This is a genomic window from Thioclava sp. F36-7 (genome assembly GCF_002020075.1).
Taxonomy (GTDB): domain Bacteria; phylum Pseudomonadota; class Alphaproteobacteria; order Rhodobacterales; family Rhodobacteraceae; genus Thioclava; species Thioclava sediminum.
Genome location: NZ_MPZR01000006.1, coordinates 96,322 through 118,411 on the forward strand (window position 1 = coordinate 96,322; position 22,090 = coordinate 118,411).

A 22,090-nucleotide genomic window follows, 5' to 3' on the forward strand; every position below is an offset into this window, starting at 1 on the left:
TTTCACCACCCTTGCCATCTCTGTGAAAGGGCAACAGCTATTCGTCGAACACATATGGAGGCTCAGGACATGGCATCATTGAAGAAGGTCCTTTTGGTTGACGATGACAACGATCTGCGCGAGGCGCTCGCCGAGCAGCTCGTCGCGACCGACGATTTCGAGGTCTTCGAGGCCAGCAATGGTCACGAAGCGGTAGATAAGGCGAAATCGACGCTTTACGACCTCGTCGTGCTGGATGTGGGCCTTCCCGATACCGATGGCCGCGAGCTGTGCAAGAAGCTGCGCAAGAGCGGCGTGAAATGCCCGGTCGTGATGCTGACCGGCCATGACACCGATGCCGACACGATCCTCGGCCTCGATTCCGGCGCCAACGACTACGTTACCAAGCCCTTCAAGTTCCCGGTGCTTCTGGCCCGTCTGCGCGCCCAGCTGCGCACCCATGAACAGTCCGAAGACGCCGTCTTCCAGCTCGGCCCGTATACGTTCAAGCCCGCGATGAAGATGCTGGTGGACGACAAGGACCGCAAGGTGCGCCTGACGGAGAAGGAAACCAACATCCTCAAGTTCCTTTACCGTGCGACCGACGGCGTGGTGCCGCGCGATGTGCTGCTGCACGAGGTCTGGGGTTACAATGCGGGCGTCACCACCCACACGCTCGAGACGCATATCTATCGCCTGCGTCAGAAGATCGAGCCCGATCCCTCGAATGCGCGCCTCCTGGTGACGGAATCGGGCGGCTATCGTCTGGTAGCCTGATCCGAGGCGTTTCGTGCGCCAAGGTTGGAAATGAAGAAGGCGGCTCCTGCGGGGGCCGCCTTTGTCGTCTCCGGTGTGCGCCGCGCGGCTCAGACCGTGGGGTAGATGTCTTCCTCGGCCTCTTCGAGCGAGATGCCGAGCGCATTCAGCCCGTCTTCGAGATGATCGGCCAGCATCGGATTGCCCAGCAGGTAATCCTCGGTCGGCGCGGTCGCCTCGGCTTTGGCGGTGGCGATCGCCTCGTCGAGTTCCGACGCGTCATAGGTGTCGCGCCCGATCCACATCACCGCGGTCAGCGATGCCTTTTCATCCTCGTTCAGCGCGGCGATGAAGGCGCGCAGCTCGCGGGCTTGACCGGAGCCGGGCACGTCCGCGTCGAATTTGCGCGCGCGGATGATGACATGGGCGATTTTCGCCGGGCTGATCGTGAGCATGGCTGCCTCCGTTCTTGGGTTCATCATCTCGCCATTGCACGGCCTGCGCAAGCGTTTGCGTGTCGCATCATAACTGCGCGGGGATCAGGCCGCGCAGGGAGTTGCCCATGAAGACCTCGCCTTGCGCCAGATCTTCGGGCCGCAGGACGGCTTCGCGGGCGGCCCCTGTCTCCAGCATCTCCTCGCGCAGGATGCCCGGCAGTAGTCCGCAGGCGCAGGGCGGGGTCAGGTAGGTCCCGTCGCGTTTCAGGAAGAGATTGGTGATCGTGCCTTCGCAGAGTTCGCCGCGCTCGTTGAGCAGGATCGCCTCGTCCACGCCCTCGGGCAGGGCCGCGCGGGCGGCATCGTAGGGCGCGCGCGCCGTGGTCTTGAGGCGCAGCATCGGGTCCTGGCTATCGAGGATGACCCCCGAGATATGGAGGCGCCACGCGGTTGTCGGGGTCAGCGGCGCGGAGGTGATCTCGATTGCGCCCTTGGCGTCGAGGGTCAGGCGCACCCGCAGCGGGCTCTCGCCGAAAATCGCTTCGAGGGCTACCGTCAGTTCCTCTCCGTCGAGCGGATAGCCAAGCTGCTCGGCGCTGCGCGTCAGCCGGGCGATATGGCGGGCGCGGCGGCTGATACCTTCGCCGGGATGCCAGCCGAAGGTCTCGATCAGCTTCAGATCTTCAGGAACCGGGTTTTCCAAAGCGCTTCCTCATATTCGCCATGGGCGGTGGAATCATAGACCAGCCCGCCGCCGACATTCACCCGCCATTGGCCGGGGCCGGTCTGCATCAGCGTGCGGATCGCGACGTTGAACTCCATCCGGCCGTCCGGGGCCGTCCAGCCGATCGCGCCGCAATAGATGCCGCGTGGGTCGGGTTCCAGCTCATGGATGATCTCCATCGCGCGGATCTTCGGCGCGCCGGTGACCGAACCGCAGGGAAACATCGCGCGCAAAATCTCGGGCAGGCCGGCGCCGGGGACCAGCTCGCCCTCGATCTCCGAGATCATCTGGTGAACCGAGTGATAGGTCTCGACCTCGAACAGGCGCGGCACCTTGACCGAGCCCGGCGCGCAAATCCGCGAGATGTCGTTGCGCAGAAGATCGACGATCATCAGGTTCTCGGCGCGGTCTTTCTCGGCCCCCATCAGATCGGATTTCAGCGCGGCGTCCTCTTCGGGCGTCGCCCCGCGCGGGCGGGTGCCCTTCATCGGGCGCGTAACGATCTTGCCGCCCTCGACGCGGAAGAACAGTTCGGGCGAACGTGACAGCAAGCGCACCCCGGCCAGCGCGACATCGGCCCCATGCGGGACTTGGCCCGCGCTGGACAGGGCCGCGTATAGCGCATCGGGCGCGGCATCGCTTGTCACGGGGATCGGGAAAGTCAGGTTCACCTGATAGCAATCACCCGCGCCGATATAGTCGTGGACCGCCCGAAAGGCTTCGGCATAGCGCGCCTCGGGCCAGAGCGGTTCGCCCAGCTCGATCTGCGGCGCGTTCTCCGAGATCGGCGGCGGGACATCCTCGGGCGCGTCGTAAACCCCGAAGGCCAGCAGCGGCAGGTCGCGGTTCTCGGGCAGGAGCGGTGCTAGGCGTTCGCTCAGACAATAGCCCAGCTCGTAGGACGCGAACCCCGCCAGCCATCGCCCCTCGGCCTGCGCGCGCGTGATCGCCGCGCAAGCTGCGGGCAGATCCTCCGGCGCATCGGCGCGGATGACCTCATGGGGGTCGCGGAAGCGGCAGGGCCGACCGTCCGGCCCCCTGTCGAAACGGACCTCGTCACTCATGGGCGCACTCTATGCCAATCTCCGAAGGGGCGCGCAGCCGAAAAGCGACGCTTGGCGCCGCTTAGGCCTTCTTTTCGGCGGTCGAGACAAGCAGCGGCTGTGCGGCCGTATCGGGGGCCAGTTCCTCGAAATCGAAATTGTCGAGGCGCCGCGCGCGTTTCCCGGCCTTCTCGGCAGAGATCTTGATCTCGGAGATGTCTTTCGCAGCTTGCCCGAAATGCCGGTCGAGGTTTTCGACACGGGTGCCGAGCCGGTCGACATCGGAATAAAGCGCGGCCAGTTCCTTGCGGATCGCGCCCGCCTGTTCGCGCATCCGTGCATCTTTCAACACGGCGCGCATCGTGTTCAGCGTCGCCATGCAGGTCGTGGGTGAGACGATCCAGACCTTCGCGGCAAAGCCTTCGCGCACCAGTTCCGGGAAATTCGCGTGCAGCTCGGCATAGACCGCCTCGGAGGGCAGGAACATCAGCGCGCCGTCGGCGGTCTCACCTTCGAGGATGTATTTCTCCGAGATCGCCTTGATATGGGCGCGCACCGCCGTTTTCATCGCGCGGGTGGCCTCCTGGCGCTCCCATTGCGTGTCGGCGCGGCGCAGCGCCTCATAGGCTTCCAGCGGGAATTTGCTGTCGATCACGATGGGGCCGGGCGGGTTCGGCAGGTGGATCAGGCAATCCGCGCGTTTCCCGTTCGAAAGCGTCGCCTGCATCGTGAAACTGTCCGAGGGCAGCGCCTTGCCGACGATGTCGTGCAGCTGAATCTCCCCGAAAGCGCCACGGGTCTGCTTGTTCGACAGGATGTCCTGCAGGCCCAGCACATTGCCGGAAAGCTTCTCGATATTGGCCTGCGCCTTGTCGATCGCCTCCAGTCGCTGATGCAGATCTCCCAGCGAGCGCGCCGTGCGGGTCGCGGTGCCATGCAGGCTTTCCGACATGCCGCGCGAAACCTCGGCCAGGCGCTGCTCCATCAGAGCAAGCACCTTGGTCTGGCTCGCGGCCTGCGCCTCGGAAACGTGATGCAGCCCGCCGGACAGTTGTTGCTGCCCGTCCGAGAGGTTTTGCACCCGCTGAGCGAGAAGGTTCATCTGGCCGACCATCGGGTCCATCGCACGGGTCTGACGGCCCGCAGCGCGCAGCATGGCGACCATCAGGATCAGCAGGATAACAAGTGCCGCGCTGCCGAGCAGAAGGCCGAGCGTCAGCGGGTCGTTCAGGGTCAGGGTCATATCGCCAAGCTGGATCATGTGCGGCCAAACAGTCTTTCAATATCGCTGAGCTTCAATTCGACATAAGTCGGACGCCCATGGTTGCACTGGCCGGAATGGGGCGTGGCCTCCATCTGGCGCAGCAGCGCGTTCATCTCGTCGGCGCGCATCTGGCGGCCGGAGCGGATCGAGCCGTGACAGGCCATGCGGCTGAGTACCGCTTCGATCTTGGCCTGCACCAACTGGCTGTCGCCCAGATCGGAGAGCTCGTCGAGCACGTCGCGCAGCAGGCCTTCGGCATTGATCTCGCCCAGAACGGCGGGGGTCTCGCGCACCGCGATCGCGCTGCCGCCGAAGGGTTCGATGGTCAGGCCAAGGCGGGCGAGCGCGTCGGCATGTTCCAAAAGCAGCGCGGCGTCGCCTTGGCTGAGTTCGACGATCTCGGGGATCAGCAGCGCCTGCGCGGGCACGCCGTTCTCGGCCATCTGGCCCTTCAGCTTCTCATAGACGAGGCGCTCATGCGCCGCGTGCTGATCGACAATGACGATGCCGCGCTCGGTCTGGGCGATGATGTAATTCTCATGCACCTGCGCGCGCGCCGCGCCCAAGGGCTTCTCGGTCAGCGCAGGTTCGGCCGGGGCAGGGGCCTCGGCGCGGGCCGAGGGCGCATAGTCGAAGCTGGGCGCGGGGGACTCCTGGAAGGAGGGCTGCTGGTAGGAGGGGGGCTGGTAGGCCGGATCGGGCAGCGGCGCCTGCGCGGAGTAGGACGAGCGCATCGCGCCAAGGCTCGGGCGATCCATCTGGTAAATGCGCGGCGGCTGATCGGCGGCCGGTTCGGGGCGCATCGCGCCAAGCGTCGCATCCGAGACGGTCGAGGACGCCCGATGCCCGGCCTGCGCCAGCGCATGGCGCAGCCCCGTCACGATCAGCCCGCGCACGGTCGCGGCCTCGCGGAAGCGGACCTCGGCCTTGGCGGGGTGGACGTTGACGTCGACGCGCTCGGGCTCGCAGGTCAGAAAGAGGCAGGCGGCGGGGTGACGCTCGCGGCTGAGGAAATCCATGTAAGCCGCGCGTAGCGCCCCGGTCAGCTGCTTGTCGCGCACCGGACGGCCATTGACGAAGAGGAACTGCTCCACCGCCGCGCCACGCGAATAGGTGGGCAGCGCCGCGTAGCCGGTCAGGCGGATATCTTCGCGCTCGGCATCGATCCGAACCGCGTTGTCGGAAAAGGCGCGCCCGATCACCCGGGCGAGACGTTCCGAGAGCGCGTCGAACAGCTCGCCCTGCTCGCCATCGGCGCGGAAGATTTCGCGCGATTTGCCGTTCGAGACATCGGTGAGGGTAAAGCTGACATAGGGCTCTGCCATCGCAAGCCGCTTCATCACATCGGCGATCGCCTGCGCCTCGGCCCGGTCGGTGCGCATGAATTTCAGCCGTGCAGGCGTGGCGAAGAACAGGTCGCGCAGCTCGACCACGGTGCCCCGGTTCAGCGCCGCCGGTTTCACCGGTCCGATCTGGCCGCCCGCCACGCTGATCTGGCAAGCGTCGAGACCGTCGACGCGCGAGGTGATCGTCAGACGTCCGACCGCGCCGAGCGAGGGCAGCGCCTCGCCGCGAAAGCCGAACGTGTGGATGTTCAGAAGGTCCGAGCCGTCGATCTTCGAGGTGGCATGGCGCGAGAGCGCCAGCGGCAAATCCTCGGCGGTCATCCCGCAGCCGTCATCGGTCACGCGGATCAGCGTCTTGCCGCCATCGCAATATTCCACCGCGACCCGCGCGGCGCCCGCATCCAGCGCGTTCTCCACCAGTTCCTTCACGGCAGAGGCCGGGCGCTCAACCACTTCGCCTGCCGCGATGCGGTTTGCCGCAGCGTCATCGAGCTGCCGGATCACGGGACGCTCAGTCGCGCCGATATTGCGGTTGTGCTGGTTCATTCCACTAGGGATAGCATGGCGCGGCGCTCATCTAAAGAGATTCGCGCCAGCTATCCCCAGTCAAATCAGTTCAGGCCCTGCGGGCGTCCGACGACCACGAAGGTCAGGTTGTCGGGGTTCAGGATCCGCTTGGCGACGCGCTGGACATCTTCTTTCGTGACCGCGTTCACCTTGTCGTTGCGGGTGTCGATATAGCTCGGCGCCATGTCGTTGAGCTGCATCCCCGTCAGGATGCCCGCGATCGTGCCATTGCCGTCGAAGCGCAGCGGATAGGCGCCGGTGAGGTAGGTCTTGGCGTCCTCCAGTTCCTTGTCGGTGACCTGGCCGGTCGCCGCTTTCTTCCACTGTTCTTTGACGACCGAGATCGCCTCGGCGACCTTCTCATTGGCGGAGGCGAAGCTGCCCTGCCACGTCTTCGCCAGATCCTTGTCGACGATATAGGAGGCGATTCCATAGGTCAGGCCGCGCTTCTCGCGCACCTCGTCCATCAGCCGCGACGAGAACCCGCCCGCGCCGACGATCTGGTTGAGCACATAGGCCGCGAAGAAATCCGGGTCTTTCAGCCCGATCCCTTTCTGGCCGAACATCACCACCGATTGCGGGCTGTCGAAATCGACCGTGGTCACGCCGCCCTTGAAGGTCGGGTCGGCGGGGGGCGGCATGTCGGCGCCCTTGGCGGGCAGATCGCCCAGCAGCTTGTCGAGCATCGGCCCGAGCTCTTCCGGGGTGATGTCGCCCACGGCGGAGACCACCATATGATCGCGGCTCATCACGCGGTCCTTGGCCTCGAACAGGTCCTCGCGCGTCAGGCCCTTCACGCTCTCGACGGTGCCGTTGAGCGAGCTGCCATAGGGGTGATCGCCATAGGTGATCTCGCGGAATTTCTCGCCCGCGATGTCGTTCGGATCCTGCTTGCTCGATGCGATCACGGCCAGCACCTGCTGGCGGACGCGTTCGATCGCGCTTTGATCAAAGCGCGGATTGACCAGCGCCTCGCGCAGAAGATCGATAGATTTGTCGCGGTTCTCGGTCAGCATCCGGGCCGAGATATCGAGCGAGTCATCGCCCACGTCGAAGCCGAATTGCGCGGCCAGCGCTTCCTCGGCCTCGGCGAATTGCTGCGAGTTCTTCTCGCCCGCGCCCTCCTCGAGCGTGGCGGTCATCAGATTGATCGCGCCGCGCTTGCCTTCGGCATCGAGGCTCGCCCCGCCGCGGAAGGCGATATCGAGCGCGGTGAAGGGGATGTCGTGATTCTCCACCAGCCACGCCTTGATGCCGCCGGGCGACGTGACCTGCTGAATGTCGATCGCACGAGCGGGCAGCGCCAGGATGCATGCAAAGAGCGACGCCATCACGAGGCGCGTGGTGATCGGGAAACGGGTGTGGATCATTGCGTGATCTCCTGCGCAGGCGCGGGCGGTGCGGCGGGGGCCGCGGTCTCGGCGGGGGCGTCATCGGGACGCTTGGCATAGCCTGTCACCGAGGACTTGTTCTGGAACAGGTCGCGGGCGGCCGCCATCACGTCCTCTTCCGTCACCGAGGTCAGCACGTCCGGCCAATCCTCCACATCCTTTACCGAGAAGCCTGAGGCCAGCGCCTCGCCATAGCGCCGCGCAAGCCCTTGCGTGTTGTCGCGCGAATAGATTTCGGCGGCTTTCACCTGCGTCTTGATGCGGGCGAATTGCTCGGAATCGATGCCCTCCTTCAGGAATTGCTTCAGCGCCGTATCGAGCGCCTTTTCGGCCTCGGGGAGGCTCACATCCTTGGCGGGCATCACCGAGAGGTTGAAGGTCGTCGCATCGATCGACATGCCGTCATAATAGCTCGACGCATAGATGGCGGTGCCATCGCCATAGATCAGCTTGCGGCCCAGCACCGAGGTCGCCTGATTGCCGCCGAGAATCTCGGACAGCACGGTCAGAGCGGCGGCGCGTTTCTGGTCGCCGGGGTTGCGTTCGGGTGCGAGGTAGGTGCGCACCAGATAGGGCTGGGCGATCTGCGGATCCTCGAAGGTCAGGTGCCGCGAGGCGCGTTGCGGCGGCTCCTGCGGGCGGGCGCGGGGGCTGAGGTCTTCGGTCGGTTTCAGCTTGCCGTAATATTTCTCGGCGAGCGCCTTTACCTCGTCGGGCTTCACATCGCCCGCGACAACGAGGACCGCGTTATTGGGTGCATAATATTCGTGATACCAGTTGAGCGCGTCCTGCCGCGTCAGCCCTTCCATCTCCTTGCGCCAGCCGATGACCGGCGTGCCGTAGGGCGAATTGAGGAACTGGGCGGCGCGCTCCTGTTCGTTGAACAGCGCCCGCGGGTTGGAATCGGTGCGTTGCGCGCGTTCTTCGAGGATCACCTGCAGCTCGGTCTTCGCGTCATCGGGCGAAATCCGCAGATTGCGCATCCGGTCCGCTTCCATCTTCATCACCAGCGGCAGCCGGTCGGCCGCGATGCGCTGGAAATAGGCGGTGTAGTCGTAGCTGGTGAAGGCGTTGTCCGAGCCGCCATTGGCCGCGACCGTCTTCGACAGCTCACCGGGCGCCATCGTGTCGGTGCCCTTGAACATCAGGTGTTCGAGATAATGGGCAATGCCGGATTTGCCGCGCTTCTCGTCGGCCGATCCGGCTTTGTACCAGACCATATGAACCACGACCGGAGCGCGGTGATCCTCGATCACGACGCCTTTCAGGCCATTTTCCAACTCGAAGGTAGAGACGTCACCGGCCACCGCCGGGCTCAGACCTGCCAATGTTAGCAGGGCGAACAGAAATGCACGCAATGCCCAACTCCTCACAAGACACAGTTTGGGCGAAGATAAGCACTCTCGCCCGACGTGCAAACGCCGGTGACGTTCTCGTGATGATTTTTCGGATTACTTGACCGCGCGCTGCGCTTCGCCCGAGGGCGGTGCGCCGGGCGTGACGACGCCGAGACGACGCCAACGCTCAAGCTCTGCCGACTGGTCGAGCTCCATCGGCTTGTAGGCTTTGTAATAGACCGAGACCTGGAACAGACGCTCGAGCAGGCGACCGTCGTGATCCTTGCGCCACTGGTAATCCTCGGCGGCGAGGGTCTGGCGGATGCCCGACTGGCTGCCGTAGCGCGATGCGGCGGAGACCAGCGCACGATCCGAGGTCGGGACCTGACCGGTCTCGTCGAGGCGGCGCGGATTGCCACCAAGGGCTGCAACGGCATCGGCTTCGGGCGTGGGATCGGTGATGTTCTTGCCGCCCGGCGTGGGCGGCGGCAGCGCATCGAGGTTCTCCGGCATCTCCAACGGTTTCGTCGGAATCACGCCGAATTCGTCCGGGCCTTGGTGCGAAGAGCGCAGATTCATAAGGCTGGGGTCGCGGGAATTGCCGCAGGCAGCCAGCGTCAGTACCGCTGTAAACGCGAGTCCGAGCGTGCCGATCTTCGCCTGCATGAACCACTCCCTTGCCAGTTCCGCCCCCGTCTTAACGCAACATTGGAGCGTCGTCACCTGCGAAAAACAGGCTAGCCGTCGTTGGCGCGATGGTCCTTGCCGGTGAACAGCACCAGACCGACCGCGCCGAGGAAAATCGCCACATCGGCGACGTTGAAAGAATAGGGGTTCTGCCAGCCCGGTAGCGACATGTTCAGAAAGTCCGCCACCGCGCCATAGACGAGCCTGTCGACCACGTTGCCAAGCGCACCGCCGACCAGCAGCCCGGCCGAGATATTCACCCGGCGCGAATGCGGCTCACGCGCGATCCAGACCCAGACCCAGAGCGAAATCACAAGCGCCACGATAATCAGTACCCAGCGCATCCAGTCGGTTTCGCCGGAGAAAAGGCCGAAATTGACGCCGCGATTCCACGCCATGCGAAAGTTGAGGTAGGGCGGCACCACGTCGATCGCGCCGCGCTGATCGAGATGCATCCCCTGCACGACGATATATTTCGACACCTGGTCGAGGAGCAGGACGCCCGCTGTCACTTTCGCTGCTAGCCGCATCTGGCCCTCGTTTGTTTCTCGTCACGTCTTCATGCCAGAAGGCGCAGCCCGGTATCTACCGGGCTACGCAAAGATACCGGCAGATCAGTGGCGGAAATGGCGCATTCCGGTGAAGACCATCGCGAGCCCGCGCTCGTTCGCCGCGTCGATCACTTCCTGATCGCGCATCGAGCCGCCGGGCTGGATGATCGCGGTGGCGCCGGCCTCAGCCGCGGTGATCAGACCGTCTGCGAAGGGGAAGAAGGCGTCGGACGCCACGACCGATCCCTTGGTGGGCGTCTCGGTCAGGCCGGCGGCTTCCATCATGTCTTCGGCCTTGCGCGCCGCGATCCGGGTCGAGTCGACACGGCTCATCTGGCCCGCGCCCACGCCGACGGTCGCGCCGTCCTTGACGTAGATGATCGCGTTCGACTTGACGTGTTTCGCGACTTTCCACGCAAACAGCAGGTCTTTGAGTTCCTGCTCGGAGGGCTGGCGCTCGGTCACGACTTTCAGGTCGTCCAGCGTGATCACGCCATTGTCCTTGTCCTGCACGAGGAAGCCGCCCGCGACCTGACGATAGGTCGTGATCGGTGCGGTGATGTCGGGCAGGCCGCCGGTTTCCAGCAGGCGCACGTTCTTCTTCTTCGCGATGACCTCTTTCGCGGCCTCGTCGACCGAGGGCGCGATGATGACTTCAGAGAAGATCTTGGTGATCTCTTCGGCGGTCGCCGCATCCAGCGTCTGGTTGAGCGCGATGATGCCGCCGAAGGCCGAGGTGCGGTCGCAGTCGAAGGCGCGCTTATAGGCCTCGATCACGGTCTCGCCGGTCGCAACGCCGCAGGGGTTGGCGTGCTTGATGATCGCGACGGCGGGTTTCTCGGTGCCGAATTCCGAGACCAGCTCATAGGCGGCATCGGTGTCGTTGATGTTATTGTAGCTCAGTTCCTTGCCCTGAAGCTGCTTGGCGGTCGCGACGCCCGGACGGTTCGTGCCGTCGAGGTAGAAGGCCGCCTGCTGATGCGGGTTCTCGCCGTAGCGCAGGGTCTGCGCGAGCGTGCCTGCGAAGGCACGGCGGCGCGGGGTCTCTTCGCCGATCGCGCCTGCCATCCAGGTCGAGACGGCGGCGTCATAGGCAGCGGTGCGCGCATAGGCGATCTGGGCGAGGCGCTGGCGGAACGGGTAGGAGGTCGCGCCGTCATTCGCGTCGAGCTCTTCCAGAACGGCGGCATAATCCTCGACATCCACGACGGTCGAGACGAAGGCGTGGTTCTTCGCCGCAGCCCGGATCATCGCCGGGCCACCGATATCGATATTCTCGATGCAGGTGTCGTAATCGGCGCCCTTCGCGACCGTTTCCTCGAACGGGTAGAGGTTCACCACCAGCAGGTCGATCGCCTCGATCTGATGCGCTTCCATCGCGGCGAGGTGTTCTTCGTTGTCGCGCAGCGCCAGCAGGCCGCCATGCACTTTCGGATGCAGCGTCTTGACGCGGCCGTCCATCATCTCCGGGAAGCCCGTCAGATCGGCGACGTCGCGCACGCTGAGACCGGCTTCGCGCAGGGTCTTGGCGGTGCCGCCGGTCGAGAGAAGTTCGACGCCGCGCGCGGCAAGCGCCTGGGCGAAGTCGACCAGTCCGGTCTTGTCGGAAACGGAAATCAGCGCACGGGTCAGGGGGATCGGGCGGGTCACGGGCAGCTCCTCGCAAGGCTCAGGTCAGGGGCGCCCAGGGCCATCCTCGGGATCTGCCCCAAGGTCAGGACGCGTCGATGGCCGTGGAGTTATCGCGTGCTTGCGAAAAGGTCCAGCCAATCTGGCAAGCCCGGTCCAGAACCTTGCTGGAAAGCACGATCTGTTGCGCAGGACGCGGGCGAATGCGCCCTTTTTCGAGGTAAACGGAGGGTTCCAGCGCCAGATCGGCGACCCCGTCATGGCGGAAAATCCAGATTTCCCCGGTGCGCAGCGCAACCGAGACGGCGGTGCCGCCCAGATCGAGCGCCGCGTCGCAATCGGGATGCAGGTGGAAGCGGATGTCGAAGGGAATGCCGCGCAGGCCTTCACGCTCGAAGATCTGGTCGAACCGGTCGATATCGTCGGGGGTCATCGCGCCGAGCGTGTCGCGTCCGCGCAATTCGCGCCCGTCGACGGACAGGTCCAGCTCGCGGATATGCGACATGCCATGGGTCTCGGCATAGCCGTCATGGCCGAAGATCATCCCGGTCTCGGACAGATCGTCGGGCTTGAACCAGACGTTTTTCGGCGTCTTGTCGAGATAGGCGCGCGGGGCCCGCCCGAACAGACGCTCGGGGCCGAGGCGGGACGAGGAATAGCCGTAGATCGAGAGGGTCGAATGGCTGGCGGTGGCGCGGCCTGCGCGGTGCCAGTCCGAGCCGAATTGCGCACCGGAGCCGCAATTGACGATCAGCGGGCGACGTCCCGAGGTCAGCTCGAAGGCCAAAGTCGAGGCATGGGCATTGGCCGAGGCCTCGCCCTGCGGCGGTCGTGCCGCGTCGATGATCAGCGAACCGCGCCCGCCCTGCATCCGCACGAAACCCATCGCGATCGGCTCGCGCCGGACGCTGCGGATACCGGTCGCCGAAAGCGCCGTGTCGAGCCGCCCTTCGGGGCCGCGCCCGCCACCGTGAAACCGCGCGAGCGCCCCATCGGAATGGCGCAGCGCGCGCAGGGTGGGGGCGATCCGCGCGATCGCATCGAGGATCGGACCGGGCGGCGTGCGTCCTGCCGTCTGCAACGCCTCCGCTGCCCAGTTCAACAGCGTCAGAATCTCCAGCAATTCCTCGGGGTTTCGGGTCGCGATCCCGCCCTCGGCGTCGATCTCCACCGCGCAATCGCGCGACAGGGCCTCCAGCGCGGGGTCGGCGTGGCGCTCCATCCCGGTCAGCGCGAGCCCCGCATAGACAAGCCCGGTTAGCGCCTCAAACCGCGGAAGCCCGCAGGCCGCGCCCGCCCAGCGTTTCGACAGGAAGATCGTCTGTTGCCCCAGCGCGCGGAAGAAACGGTCGGCATCCTCGCGCTCGCGTCCGTTCAGCAGCAGGATCGCATGGTTGATCCAGCGGATCAGGCGGCGGCCTGTCAGGTCCGGCGTCCAGCCCGGCCCGCTGCCGTCGCCGAAGCGGTCGATCCAGCCGAAGACCCAGTCCTGTGCGCGCAGACGCGCCTCGCGGGTGCCCAGCGCCGCAAGGTCGTCGAGCCAGCCGCAGCCCTGCAGCGCATCCTCGAAAGCCGGGCCGGGGATCGGCAGGTCCCAGATATTGACCCCGGGGCCTTCGATCAGAGAGCCGGCAAACAGGAAGTTGCCCTGCACGAGTTGCCGCCCCTTGGCGTAAGAGCCGATCGTGCGCGGCTCGGGTTGGCTGACGAATCCGGTCGCCGTCTGCGCACGGCCTGCGCGCGCAGCAGCAAGGCGGTTCAGCGCCGTGCCGAGTTTTGCCGATGATCGGGGTCTGTCCTTACCCATTCCGTTGCCGCTTGCATGCCCTTCTGTCGGGGAATGCGGTCACGTTACTGGGAGGCAGGCGTGCTGTCACCGCCTCGGCGGTCAGTTCACGCAGAGCGTTGCAGTCGCGCCATGTAGAACCCGTCCATCCCCCCGAGATCAGGCCAGAAATCGGGCCGCAGTCGCAGCCCGCCCTCCTCGGTGATCCAGTCTGGCTCTATGCCGGGCAGGTCGGGACGGATCACGGTGAGGTCCGGATACCGGGCAAGCGCCGCCTTGATCTGCGTCTCGCCCTCTTCGGGCAGAAGCGAGCAGGTCGCATAGACCAGCGTGCCGCCGGGTTTCAGCCATTGCAACGCGCGGTCGAGGAGTTGTTCCTGCAGCGCAAAGAGCGGCTTGATCGAGGCGCCGTTCTTGATGAAGGGCAGGTCGGGATGGCGGCGGATCGTGCCGGTGGCGGAACAGGGCGCATCGAGCAGGATTGCATCGAAGGGCGCGTCAGGCTCCCATTCGAGCGCATCGGCGGCGACGATCTCGGCCTCCATCTGCGTCCGGTCGAGGTTTTCCGCGAGCCGCTCAAGCCGCGCCTCGGAGATATCGAGGGCGGTCACATCGGCACCCATCGCGGCGAGTTGCAGCGTCTTGCCGCCGGGGGCCGCACAAAGGTCGAGCACGCGTGCGCCGGCCTCAGGGGCCAGCAGCTTCGCGGGCAGCGCGGCGGCGGCATCCTGAACCCACCACGCGCCGTCTTCGAAACCGGCCAGTTCGGACACTTTGCCCGGATCGGTCAGCCGCAGCGATCCCGTCGGCAGAAGCGTCGCCCCCAGCGTCTCGGCCCAACCGGCGGCATCGTCCTTCACGCTCAGATCGAGCGGTGCGCCCGCCAAATGGGCGAGTTCCATAGCCTGCGCGGCCTTCTTGCCGAAAGACGACATCACACGCCCGCGCAGCCAGCCCGGCATTTCCGGCGCAGGCGTCGCGGCCCATTTCTTGCCTTCCTCGGAGACCTTGCGCAGCACGGCATTCACCAGCCCCGAGAAGCTTTGCAGCTTCGGCCCGGCCGATTTCACCAGCGTCACGGCAGCATCGACCACGCCATGCGGCGCTTGCTTTTCTTCCAGCAGCTCGACCGTGGCCAGCCGCAGGATCGCCATCACATCCGTTGGCGTGCGACGGCGCAGATGCGGTTTGATGATCCGGTCGGCGCGGCCCAGATGGCGCAGCGTCGTCGTGGCGAGGCGCTGGGCGCGGGCACGCTGTGAAGGCTCCAACCCGTCGAGCGCTTCCGCCCCGATCTGTTCGGCGAGGCTCTCGCGATCCTCGAGAACGCCCACGATCAGGCCAAGGGCTGCGCGGCGCGCGGGGTCGGGTCTGGACATGGGCTGCGGCTTCCTGGCTTGTTGCGGCTTAAGCACGGGCCTATATCATGCCCCGATCCACAGACAAGAAAGGACGCGCCATGTCCGATCAGCCCGAAGAGACCCGCGACCTGCCGCCCGCCGCGATCCGCGCGCTCGCCGAAGCCGAGGAGCGCCGCAAGAACGCGCAGGCGGCAGAACTGCCGACCGAGCTTGGCGGTCGCGACGGACCCGAGCCCGTGCGCTACGGCGATTGGGAGAAGAAAGGCCTCGCGATCGACTTCTGATCGCGGCGCGGTCTCAGAGGCCGGGGGCGCTGCCCCCGGACCCCCGGGATATTTGAACCAAGAGGAAGAGGGCGCCTTTCAGAGCCCCAGCACGTCGAGCATGTCGTATTCGCCGGGGCGCTTGTCCTGCCCCCAGAGCGCAGCCTTGAGCGCACCGCGCGCGAAGATAGCGCGGTCGGTGGCGACATGGCGCAGGATGATCCGCTCGCCCATGCCTGCGAACAGAACGTCATGCTCGCCCACGATATCTCCGCCACGAATGGCCGAGAAGCCGATCGCGCCGTGTTTGCGTGCGCCGGTGATACCGTCGCGGCCCGACTCGCGATTGTCGTCAAGCGAGATGCCACGGCCTTCCGCCGCCGCCTCGCCCAGCATCAGCGCGGTGCCCGAGGGCGCATCGACCTTCTTGTTGTGATGCGCCTCGATCACCTCGATATCCCAATCGGCATCGAGCGCGGCTGCGACTTTCTTCGTCAGCTGCGTGAGCAAGTTCACCCCGAGGCTCATATTCCCAGCCCGCACGATCACGGCGTGCCGCGCGCAAGGTGCGAGCGCCGCGATGTCATCGTCATCCATGCCGGTCGTGCCGATCACATGGGTCAGGCGTGCCTGCGCCGCGATCTTCGCGAATTCGCGGGTGGCGGCGGGCGCGGTGAAGTCGATCACGGCCTGCGCGCCGGAAAACGCCTCGAGCGGATCGTCGGTCACGATCACCCCGTTCGGCGCGCCGCCCATCGCTTCGCCCAGATCTTTGCCGATCCAGTCATGGCCCGTGCGTTCGACGGCGCCCACAAGGCGCGCCTTGTCGCTCTCGCTCACGGTGCGGATCAGCATCTGGCCCATCCGGCCCGACGCTCCGGTGATCACGATGCCCGGCAGGTCGCTCATGTCTTTCTCCTTCACGGTTTCGCGCTATCTAGCTTGCACAGGCGGGCTTGGCAAAGCCCCCGTTGCGCAAAACCCGCAGACGCCCTATGTGAGCGCCATGGCAAAGAACCGTTTCTCCTCGGGCGATGGCCCTTCGCAACGTCAGCTTCGCATGGGCGAGTTGATCCGACGCACGCTGTCGGACCTCCTGATGCGGGGCGATGTGCATGATCCCGATCTCAACCGCGTCTCGGTGACGGTGGGCGAAGTGCGCTGCTCTCCCGACCTGAAGGTCGCGACCGCCTATGTGACGCCCTTGGGCGGCGAAGGCGGCAAGGAGCTGATCGCGGCGCTTGCGCGCAACAAGGGCGAGCTGCGCCGCTTGCTCGGCAAGGAAATGACCGCGAAATACAGCCCCGATCTGCGCTTCCGGCTGGACGAGACCTATGACCGTCTCGATGAGACGCGTCGGATATTCTCGGACGAGACGGTGCAGCGCGATATCGCTGCGCGCGACGATGACGAAGACGATGAAGACGATCGCGACTAATGCTGCCGCGCTGATGCTGCTGGCCACGCCTGCGCTGGCCGACGCACCTTGTGCGGATCGCAGCTTCGACGGCACGACCTACACGGTCTGCGAAGCCGAGCTCGGGCAGGACTTGAAGCTGTTCCTCGACGATCCCGACGGCAATCTGATCGGCACGCCCGAGCGGCTTTCCGAGGTCGTCCCCAAAGGCGCCCGCGTCGTCTTCGCGATGAATGCGGGGATGTACCATCCTGATCGCAAGCCGGTGGGTCTGTTCATCGAGAACGGCAAAGAGCTGCATTCGATCGTCACCTCGGAAGGGCCGGGCAATTTCGGCCTGCTGCCCAACGGGGTCTTCTGCATCGGCGAGACGTTCTCAGTGACGGAATCGCGCGCCTTCGCCGCCGATCCGAAGGACTGCACCTATGCGACGCAATCGGGGCCGATGCTGGTGATCGACGGCGCGCTGCATCCGAAATTCCTCGCCGATGGCACGTCGAAGAATATCCGTAACGGGGTCGGGGTCTCGGCCGATGGCAAGACCGCCTATTTCGCGATCTCCGATGCGCCGGTGAGCTTTCACGAATTCGGCCGCTTCTTCCGTGACGAGATACAGGTGCCGAATGCGCTCTATCTCGACGGCAAGATCTCGCGGCTGACCGTGCCCGGTCAGGGGCGCGAGGATATGGGCCTGCCGATGGGACCGATCGTCGCGCTGATCGCGCCTGCCGCCCCCACCGCTGGAGATTGACGGTTCGCGCCGCTTGGGCTAGCAGGCGCACCCTTGGAATATGGAGGCCTCATGGCACGCAAGAAGGGTCGCGACATTTCCGGCTGGCTGATCGTGGATAAGCCCGCGGACATCACCTCCACCTCGGTGGTGAACAAGGTGCGCTGGGCGCTGGGCGCCAAGAAGGCGGGCCATGCGGGCACGCTCGACCCGGCGGCGACCGGGGTTCTGGCGGTCGCGCTGGGCGAGGCCACAAAGACGGTGCCGTTCATCACCGATGCGCTGAAATGCTACCGGTTTCAGGTGCGGCTGGGCGCTGCGACGAAGACCGACGATGCCGAGGGCGAGGTGATCGAGACATCCGATCTACGCCCCACGGATGAAGAGATCGCCACTGCGCTGACCGCCTTCGAAGGCGATATCGAACAGGTGCCGCCGCAGTTTTCCGCCGTGAAGGTCGATGGTGAACGCGCCTATGCGCTGGCCCGTGCGGGCGAGGAGATGGAGCTGGCCGCGCGGCCTCTTTATGTCGAAAGCCTCGTGATGCTGGGCCGTCCCGATGCCGACACGGTCGAGCTGGAGCTGGTCTGCGGCAAGGGCGGCTATGTGCGCTCCATCGCGCGCGATCTGGGGCAGAAGCTGGGCTGCCTCGGCCACGTGCTCTGGCTGCGCCGCGAATGGTCGGGGCCCTTCGAGGCGAGCGACGGGATCACGCTGGCCGAGATCGACGAGCTGGCGAAGACGCCGGAGCTCGATGAGAAACTGCTGCCCGTGGAGCTCGGCCTTGATGATCTGCCGCAGCTGAAAGCGACGCCCGAAGGCGCGGTGCGGCTGAAGAACGGCAATCCGGGGATGGTGCTTCCCGGGGACGCCGAATGGGGCGAAGAAGTCTGGGTCAGCCATGAGGGCAAGCCGCTTGCCGTCGGTATCTATAAATCCGGCGAGGTCCATCCGAGCCGCGTCTTCAACCTTTGACGCGCCCCTTCCCCTTGGTCCAAATATCCCCGCCGGAGGCATCCGCCCTCTGTCACGCACATAACGGTCAGGACGAGAGATGATCACCCGCGAGCATATCAAAGGCGACGCCCCCTCCATCGCGGTCTATTCGGATTGCGAGAACTACCGCTATCTGCTCACGCGGGTCTGGGATGACAGCAAGCCGCGGGCGCTGTTCATCATGCTCAACCCCTCGACCGCGACCGAGGTGCAGAACGACCCGACCGTGGAGCGCTGCGAGCGCCGCGCGCGGGCGCTGGGCTTCGGGGCGTTCCGGGTCACCAATATCTTCGCCTATCGTGCGACCGATCCGAAGGTGATGCGGGCGCAGCCGGACCCGGTCGGGCCCGAGAACGATGCGGCGATCCGCGAGAGCGTCGACTGGGCGGGCGGTCCCGAGGACCGGATCATCTGCGCCTGGGGCGCGCATGGCGCGCATCTCGCGCGGGGCGCTGCGGTGGAAGACCTGCTGCGCGAAAGCGGTCGGGCGCTGCATCACCTCGGGCTGACCAAGGCGGGCGCGCCGAAGCATCCGCTCTATATCGCCTATGAGCATCAGCCCGAGCTGTGGTTCACCCGCGAAGGCTGAGCGAACCGTTAAGCATTTAACGCTTGTTTCCTAGGGTATCCGCGCCGGCAGCGGTAGATTTCTCGCATCTTCACGGGGGTGAGAGAGATGTTGTTTCTGTCGGGTGTTCTGGGCCTGCTGATGGCGGGGGCTACGGCGGGTCTCATGGTGGCTTCGTCGGATGCCGAGAGTGATGAGCCTCCGGCGGATGAAGCGGATCCCAACGTATCGAGTGACGGCGCAGGGTCGCTGCTGGCCGAGGTCAGCGCGGGGCAGGCGCCAACCGATCCGGTCGAGCCACCGGCTCCCGGACCCGGCGACGATATTACTTGGGGCGACGCCTCCGACGACGCGATCGGAGGCGAAGCGGGTGACGATCAGATCAACGGCTATGATGGCGATGACAGCCTTTGGGGCGGGGACGGCGACGACCAGATCCTCGGTGCGTCCGGCAACGATACGCTCTGGGGCGATGCGGGGACCGACACGCTGATCGGCGGCGACGGCGAGGATGAACTCGTCGGCGGCATGGAGGCGGATCTCCTATCCGGCGAGTTCGGATCGGATCGGCTCTTTGGCGAGGCCGGGGAGGACACGCTGATCGGGGGTGCGGGCGACGATATGCTCGCGGGCGGCGCTGACGATGACACGCTGATCGGGGCCGATGGCGTGGATGTGCTGACCGGCGATGCCGGGCGCGACGAGTTGAACGGCGATGCCGGGAACGATCTGCTGATCGGCGTCACACCGGAGACGCGCGATGCGGGGGCGGCCGATGCCGATACGCTCAATGGCGGGGCAGGGGAGGACGTGCTGCTCGGCGGCTCGGGCGATTGGCTGCATGGCGGCGAAGGGGGCGATAGCTTCTCGCTGGGCGATTGGATCGATCCGAACGCCCCTGCGACAATCGCAGATTACACGGCCGGGCAGGACCGGCTGGCGGTCATCTACGATCCGCAGGGCACCGCCACGCCGCAGATCAGTATCGAGCCGTCCGAGGCGCATCCCGATGCGGCGTGGATCCTTCTCGACGGCGTTCGGCTGGCCGAGGTGCTGGACGCGGCCGGGCTGAGCGCGCAGGACGTGGCGCTGCTCACGCCCGCGCAATTCGCAGCGCAGCAGGCCATAGCGCTTTGAAATAAGGCTTTTCAACAAGACGATTCGCGTCTATACGCGCGCATCTGTTCCGAAAGGGGCAGTCTATGGACCTTGCTGGACGACATCCCGGCTTGCGCCCGAACCCTCAATGTAAGGAGATCCCGATGTCGATCACTGTCGAAGACAAGAACGCGCTTATCAAGGAATACGGCACCAAAGAAGGTGACACCGGTTCCCCCGAAGTTCAGGTCGCAGTTCTGACCAAGCGCATCGCGAACCTGACCGAGCACTTCAAAGAGCACAAGAAAGACAACCACTCGCGTCGTGGTCTTCTGATGCTCGTCGCGCAGCGCCGCAAGCTGCTCGACTACCTGAAGGCGAAAGACGTCGCACGTTACCAGTCGCTGATCGAGCGTCTCGGCCTGCGCCGCTAATCCGCCTCGGATTGGAATTCGAAACGCCCGTGCCTTTGGTGCGGGCGTTTTCATTTGCACTATTCCGACTGAATTGCGAAAATTGACAACAACAGCCCTTCTGCCTGCAAATTTAAAAACTTTTGGGTAAATGGCCTTCCCACCAAAAAACTTTGGTCGGTTCGACTTCTTGTCCTCCTGTATCGTCCGCTCCAAACGGGAAAACGCAAGCATCTGCCCTACCTTGCAGGTGCGTTAACAGGGAGGATTGAGATATGCAGATCGGAGTCTGGATCAGCTTGGCACTGTATTTCGTGCTGATGCTGGCCATCGGGGTCTATGCGTGGCGCAAGTCCACGTCGAGCTCCGAGGAATATATGCTGGGTGGGCGTAACCTGCCGCCCGCGGTTGCCGCCCTGTCGGCAGGCGCATCGGACATGTCGGGCTGGCTGCTTCTGGGCCTGCCGGGTGCGCTCTTCGTATCTGGCCTGACGCAGAGCTGGATCGGCATCGGCCTTTTCGTCGGCGCTTTCGTGAACTGGGTCATCGTGGCGCCGCGCCTGCGCGAGCAGACCGAGCGCTATGACAACGCGCTGACCATCCCCGGCTTCCTCGCCAATCGCTTCCCGAGCCACGCGACATTGCTGCGGATGGTTTCGGCGGTGATCATCGTGGTGTTCTTCGCGGTCTATACCGCGTCGGGCCTCGTCGGCGGCGGCAAGCTTTTCGCCAGCGCCTTCGGTGGCAGCTACATGACCGGCGTGATCCTGACGCTGGGTGTCGTGCTGGTCTACACCGTGATCGGCGGCTTCCTCGCCGTGTCGCTCACCGATTTCGTGCAGGGCTGCATCATGATGCTCGCGCTCGTCATCATGCCGATCGTGATCCTCACGACCGGTCAGGGCGACGGCGTGGACGCGGCTGCGAGCCGGCTGACCGATATCGACCCGAATTTCCTGTCGATGACGAATGGGCTGACCTTCGCGGGCTGGCTCTCGGCGGTCGCCTGGGGTCTGGGCTATTTCGGCCAGCCGCATATCATCGTGCGCTTCATGGCCGTGCGCTCGGTCGCCGATGTGCCGAAAGCGCGGAATATCGGCATGGGCTGGATGGCGATCTCGCTGATCGGCGCGATCTCGGTCGGTATCTTCGGCCGCGCCTATGCGCAGCGTAACGGGCTCGACGTGCAGGATCCGGAGACGATCTTCATCATCCTCTCGAACCTGCTGTTCCATCCGCTGGTGACCGGCTTCCTTTATGCCGCGCTTCTGGCGGCGATCATGTCGACCGTGTCGAGCCAGCTTCTGGTGTCGTCCTCGTCGCTGACCGAAGACTTCTACAAGATCGTCTTCAACAAGGACGCCTCGGACCGCACGTTGGTGAATGTCGGCCGTCTTGCCGTGCTGGCAGTGGGGATCGCGGCGATCATCATCGCGTCGAACCCCGACAGCAAAGTGCTCGGCCTCGTGTCGAACGCATGGGCCGGTTTCGGTGCCGCTTTCGGTCCGCTGATCATCCTGTCGCTGACCTGGAAGCGGATGACGGGTCTGGGCGGCGTGGCTGGCCTCGTCGTCGGTGCGCTGACCGTGATCGTCTGGATTTCGCTGGGCTGGGGCTCGTTCCTCTACGAGATCATCCCGGGCTTCATCGCGGCCTTCATCGCCATCGTGGTGGTGAGCCTCGCGTCCGAAGACAGAGGCGAGTTCCGCCCGATCGAGTGATCGAAGAGCTTACGAGCATCATTGCG

22 protein-coding genes are annotated in these 22,090 nt (G+C 65.1%); 9 read left to right on the forward strand and 13 right to left on the reverse strand.

Annotated features, from left to right (window positions below):
- Window positions 1-69 precede the first annotated feature (69 nt).
- Window positions 70-756, forward strand: a complete 687-nt coding sequence (locus tag BMI89_RS12420; protein WP_078521549.1) for a response regulator transcription factor — start codon at window positions 70-72, stop codon at window positions 754-756.
- 89 nt (window positions 757-845) lie between these two features.
- Here the strand turns inward: BMI89_RS12420 and BMI89_RS12425 are convergent, their stop codons facing one another.
- From BMI89_RS12425 to BMI89_RS12480, 12 genes are all read right to left on the reverse strand, one after another.
- Complete coding sequence (locus BMI89_RS12425) at window positions 846-1,190, reverse strand: DUF3775 domain-containing protein (RefSeq protein WP_078549499.1); 345 nt, start codon at window positions 1,188-1,190, stop codon at window positions 846-848.
- Between the two features lie 67 nt (window positions 1,191-1,257).
- Complete coding sequence (locus BMI89_RS12430; RefSeq protein ID WP_078571165.1) at window positions 1,258-1,875, reverse strand: aminotransferase class IV family protein; 618 nt, start codon at window positions 1,873-1,875, stop codon at window positions 1,258-1,260.
- Window positions 1,848-2,960, reverse strand: coding sequence for an aminodeoxychorismate synthase component I (locus tag BMI89_RS12435; RefSeq protein WP_078571166.1), 1,113 nt, complete (start codon window positions 2,958-2,960; stop codon window positions 1,848-1,850). Before BMI89_RS12435 ends, BMI89_RS12430 begins: the two co-directional genes overlap by 28 nt.
- A 61-nt stretch (window positions 2,961-3,021) precedes the next feature.
- The gene (rmuC, locus tag BMI89_RS12440) at window positions 3,022-4,200 is read right to left on the reverse strand and encodes a DNA recombination protein RmuC (RefSeq protein WP_078571167.1); all 1,179 of its coding nucleotides are present in this window, start codon (window positions 4,198-4,200) and stop codon (window positions 3,022-3,024) included.
- Window positions 4,197-6,095, reverse strand: coding sequence for a DNA mismatch repair endonuclease MutL (gene mutL / locus BMI89_RS12445; RefSeq protein ID WP_078571168.1), 1,899 nt, complete (start codon window positions 6,093-6,095; stop codon window positions 4,197-4,199). The genes rmuC and mutL overlap by 4 nt, the downstream gene beginning before the upstream one ends.
- 65 nt (window positions 6,096-6,160) lie before the next feature.
- Window positions 6,161-7,486, reverse strand: coding sequence for a pitrilysin family protein (locus BMI89_RS12450; protein ID WP_078571169.1), 1,326 nt, complete (start codon window positions 7,484-7,486; stop codon window positions 6,161-6,163).
- A complete protein-coding gene (locus BMI89_RS12455) occupies window positions 7,483-8,865 on the reverse strand; it encodes a pitrilysin family protein (RefSeq protein WP_078571170.1) in 1,383 nt (460 codons plus the stop codon). Before BMI89_RS12455 ends, BMI89_RS12450 begins: the two co-directional genes overlap by 4 nt.
- Before the next feature lie 93 nt (window positions 8,866-8,958).
- Window positions 8,959-9,510 (reverse strand): DUF3035 domain-containing protein, encoded by a 552-nt coding sequence (locus BMI89_RS12460; protein WP_078542514.1) that lies wholly within the window; start codon window positions 9,508-9,510, stop codon window positions 8,959-8,961.
- Between the two features lie 71 nt (window positions 9,511-9,581).
- Window positions 9,582-10,061: a signal peptidase II gene (gene lspA, locus BMI89_RS12465; RefSeq protein WP_078571171.1), complete on the reverse strand. Its 480-nt coding sequence runs from the start codon at window positions 10,059-10,061 to the stop codon at window positions 9,582-9,584.
- Between the two features lie 84 nt (window positions 10,062-10,145).
- Window positions 10,146-11,732, reverse strand: coding sequence for a bifunctional phosphoribosylaminoimidazolecarboxamide formyltransferase/IMP cyclohydrolase (purH, locus tag BMI89_RS12470; protein ID WP_078571172.1), 1,587 nt, complete (start codon window positions 11,730-11,732; stop codon window positions 10,146-10,148).
- A gap of 64 nt (window positions 11,733-11,796) precedes the next feature.
- A complete protein-coding gene (locus BMI89_RS12475) occupies window positions 11,797-13,518 on the reverse strand; it encodes a heparinase II/III family protein (RefSeq protein WP_078571173.1) in 1,722 nt (573 codons plus the stop codon).
- Window positions 13,519-13,604: 86 nt separating this feature from the next.
- Window positions 13,605-14,876: a transcription antitermination factor NusB gene (locus tag BMI89_RS12480; protein ID WP_078571174.1), complete on the reverse strand. Its 1,272-nt coding sequence runs from the start codon at window positions 14,874-14,876 to the stop codon at window positions 13,605-13,607.
- Window positions 14,877-14,956: 80 nt separating this feature from the next.
- Here BMI89_RS12480 and BMI89_RS12485 point away from each other — a divergent pair, with 80 nt between their 5' ends.
- Window positions 14,957-15,142, forward strand: coding sequence for a DUF1674 domain-containing protein (locus tag BMI89_RS12485; RefSeq protein WP_078521523.1), 186 nt, complete (start codon window positions 14,957-14,959; stop codon window positions 15,140-15,142).
- A 78-nt stretch (window positions 15,143-15,220) separates the two neighbouring features.
- On the opposite strand, the gene dapB is transcribed toward BMI89_RS12485, so the two are convergent.
- Entirely contained in the window at window positions 15,221-16,030 is an 810-nt protein-coding gene (gene dapB / locus BMI89_RS12490) for a 4-hydroxy-tetrahydrodipicolinate reductase (protein ID WP_078571175.1), read from the reverse strand.
- 97 nt (window positions 16,031-16,127) lie between these two features.
- Here dapB and rbfA point away from each other — a divergent pair, with 97 nt between their 5' ends.
- The 7 genes from rbfA to putP all read left to right on the forward strand — a co-directional run bounded on the left by rbfA (window position 16,128) and on the right by putP (window position 22,064).
- Window positions 16,128-16,559, forward strand: a complete 432-nt coding sequence (rbfA, locus tag BMI89_RS12495; protein WP_078521678.1) for a 30S ribosome-binding factor RbfA — start codon at window positions 16,128-16,130, stop codon at window positions 16,557-16,559.
- Window positions 16,560-16,572: 13 nt separating this feature from the next.
- Window positions 16,573-17,289 carry a phosphodiester glycosidase family protein gene (locus BMI89_RS12500; protein ID WP_246832031.1) on the forward strand — a complete coding sequence of 239 codons (717 nt, stop codon included), beginning with the start codon at window positions 16,573-16,575 and terminating at the stop codon, window positions 17,287-17,289.
- A gap of 51 nt (window positions 17,290-17,340) precedes the next feature.
- Complete coding sequence (gene truB / locus BMI89_RS12505) at window positions 17,341-18,243, forward strand: tRNA pseudouridine(55) synthase TruB (RefSeq protein ID WP_078571177.1); 903 nt, start codon at window positions 17,341-17,343, stop codon at window positions 18,241-18,243.
- A 79-nt stretch (window positions 18,244-18,322) separates the two neighbouring features.
- The gene (locus tag BMI89_RS12510; protein WP_078549474.1) at window positions 18,323-18,853 is read left to right on the forward strand and encodes a DUF1643 domain-containing protein; all 531 of its coding nucleotides are present in this window, start codon (window positions 18,323-18,325) and stop codon (window positions 18,851-18,853) included.
- 87 nt (window positions 18,854-18,940) lie between these two features.
- On the forward strand, window positions 18,941-19,969 hold the full coding sequence (locus tag BMI89_RS12515; protein WP_078571178.1) for a calcium-binding protein: 1,029 nt from the start codon (window positions 18,941-18,943) through the stop codon (window positions 19,967-19,969).
- A 125-nt stretch (window positions 19,970-20,094) separates the two neighbouring features.
- The gene (gene rpsO, locus BMI89_RS12520; protein WP_075776826.1) at window positions 20,095-20,364 is read left to right on the forward strand and encodes a 30S ribosomal protein S15; all 270 of its coding nucleotides are present in this window, start codon (window positions 20,095-20,097) and stop codon (window positions 20,362-20,364) included.
- 254 nt (window positions 20,365-20,618) lie between these two features.
- Window positions 20,619-22,064 (forward strand): sodium/proline symporter PutP, encoded by a 1,446-nt coding sequence (gene putP, locus BMI89_RS12525; RefSeq protein ID WP_078571179.1) that lies wholly within the window; start codon window positions 20,619-20,621, stop codon window positions 22,062-22,064.
- The last annotated feature ends 26 nt before the right edge of the window (window positions 22,065-22,090 follow it).

What these genes read in the sequence shown, in the direction of transcription:
- BMI89_RS12420 (WP_078521549.1), top strand. Translation starts at nt 70, where the DNA reads ATGGCATCATTGAAGAAGGTCCTTTTGGTTGACGATGACAACGATCTG.
- BMI89_RS12425 (WP_078549499.1), bottom strand. Translation starts at nt 1,190, where the DNA reads ATGCTCACGATCAGCCCGGCGAAAATCGCCCATGTCATCATCCGCGCG.
- BMI89_RS12435 (WP_078571166.1), bottom strand. Translation starts at nt 2,960, where the DNA reads ATGAGTGACGAGGTCCGTTTCGACAGGGGGCCGGACGGTCGGCCCTGC.
- rmuC (WP_078571167.1), bottom strand. Translation starts at nt 4,200, where the DNA reads ATGATCCAGCTTGGCGATATGACCCTGACCCTGAACGACCCGCTGACG.
- mutL (WP_078571168.1), bottom strand. Translation starts at nt 6,095, where the DNA reads ATGAACCAGCACAACCGCAATATCGGCGCGACTGAGCGTCCCGTGATC.
- BMI89_RS12450 (WP_078571169.1), bottom strand. Translation starts at nt 7,486, where the DNA reads ATGATCCACACCCGTTTCCCGATCACCACGCGCCTCGTGATGGCGTCG.
- BMI89_RS12460 (WP_078542514.1), bottom strand. Translation starts at nt 9,510, where the DNA reads ATGCAGGCGAAGATCGGCACGCTCGGACTCGCGTTTACAGCGGTACTG.
- lspA (WP_078571171.1), bottom strand. Translation starts at nt 10,061, where the DNA reads ATGCGGCTAGCAGCGAAAGTGACAGCGGGCGTCCTGCTCCTCGACCAG.
- BMI89_RS12475 (WP_078571173.1), bottom strand. Translation starts at nt 13,518, where the DNA reads ATGGGTAAGGACAGACCCCGATCATCGGCAAAACTCGGCACGGCGCTG.
- BMI89_RS12480 (WP_078571174.1), bottom strand. Translation starts at nt 14,876, where the DNA reads ATGTCCAGACCCGACCCCGCGCGCCGCGCAGCCCTTGGCCTGATCGTG.
- BMI89_RS12485 (WP_078521523.1), top strand. Translation starts at nt 14,957, where the DNA reads ATGTCCGATCAGCCCGAAGAGACCCGCGACCTGCCGCCCGCCGCGATC.
- dapB (WP_078571175.1), bottom strand. Translation starts at nt 16,030, where the DNA reads ATGAGCGACCTGCCGGGCATCGTGATCACCGGAGCGTCGGGCCGGATG.
- rbfA (WP_078521678.1), top strand. Translation starts at nt 16,128, where the DNA reads ATGGCAAAGAACCGTTTCTCCTCGGGCGATGGCCCTTCGCAACGTCAG.
- BMI89_RS12500 (WP_246832031.1), top strand. Translation starts at nt 16,573, where the DNA reads ATGCTGCTGGCCACGCCTGCGCTGGCCGACGCACCTTGTGCGGATCGC.
- truB (WP_078571177.1), top strand. Translation starts at nt 17,341, where the DNA reads ATGGCACGCAAGAAGGGTCGCGACATTTCCGGCTGGCTGATCGTGGAT.
- BMI89_RS12510 (WP_078549474.1), top strand. Translation starts at nt 18,323, where the DNA reads ATGATCACCCGCGAGCATATCAAAGGCGACGCCCCCTCCATCGCGGTC.
- BMI89_RS12515 (WP_078571178.1), top strand. Translation starts at nt 18,941, where the DNA reads ATGTTGTTTCTGTCGGGTGTTCTGGGCCTGCTGATGGCGGGGGCTACG.
- rpsO (WP_075776826.1), top strand. Translation starts at nt 20,095, where the DNA reads ATGTCGATCACTGTCGAAGACAAGAACGCGCTTATCAAGGAATACGGC.
- putP (WP_078571179.1), top strand. Translation starts at nt 20,619, where the DNA reads ATGCAGATCGGAGTCTGGATCAGCTTGGCACTGTATTTCGTGCTGATG.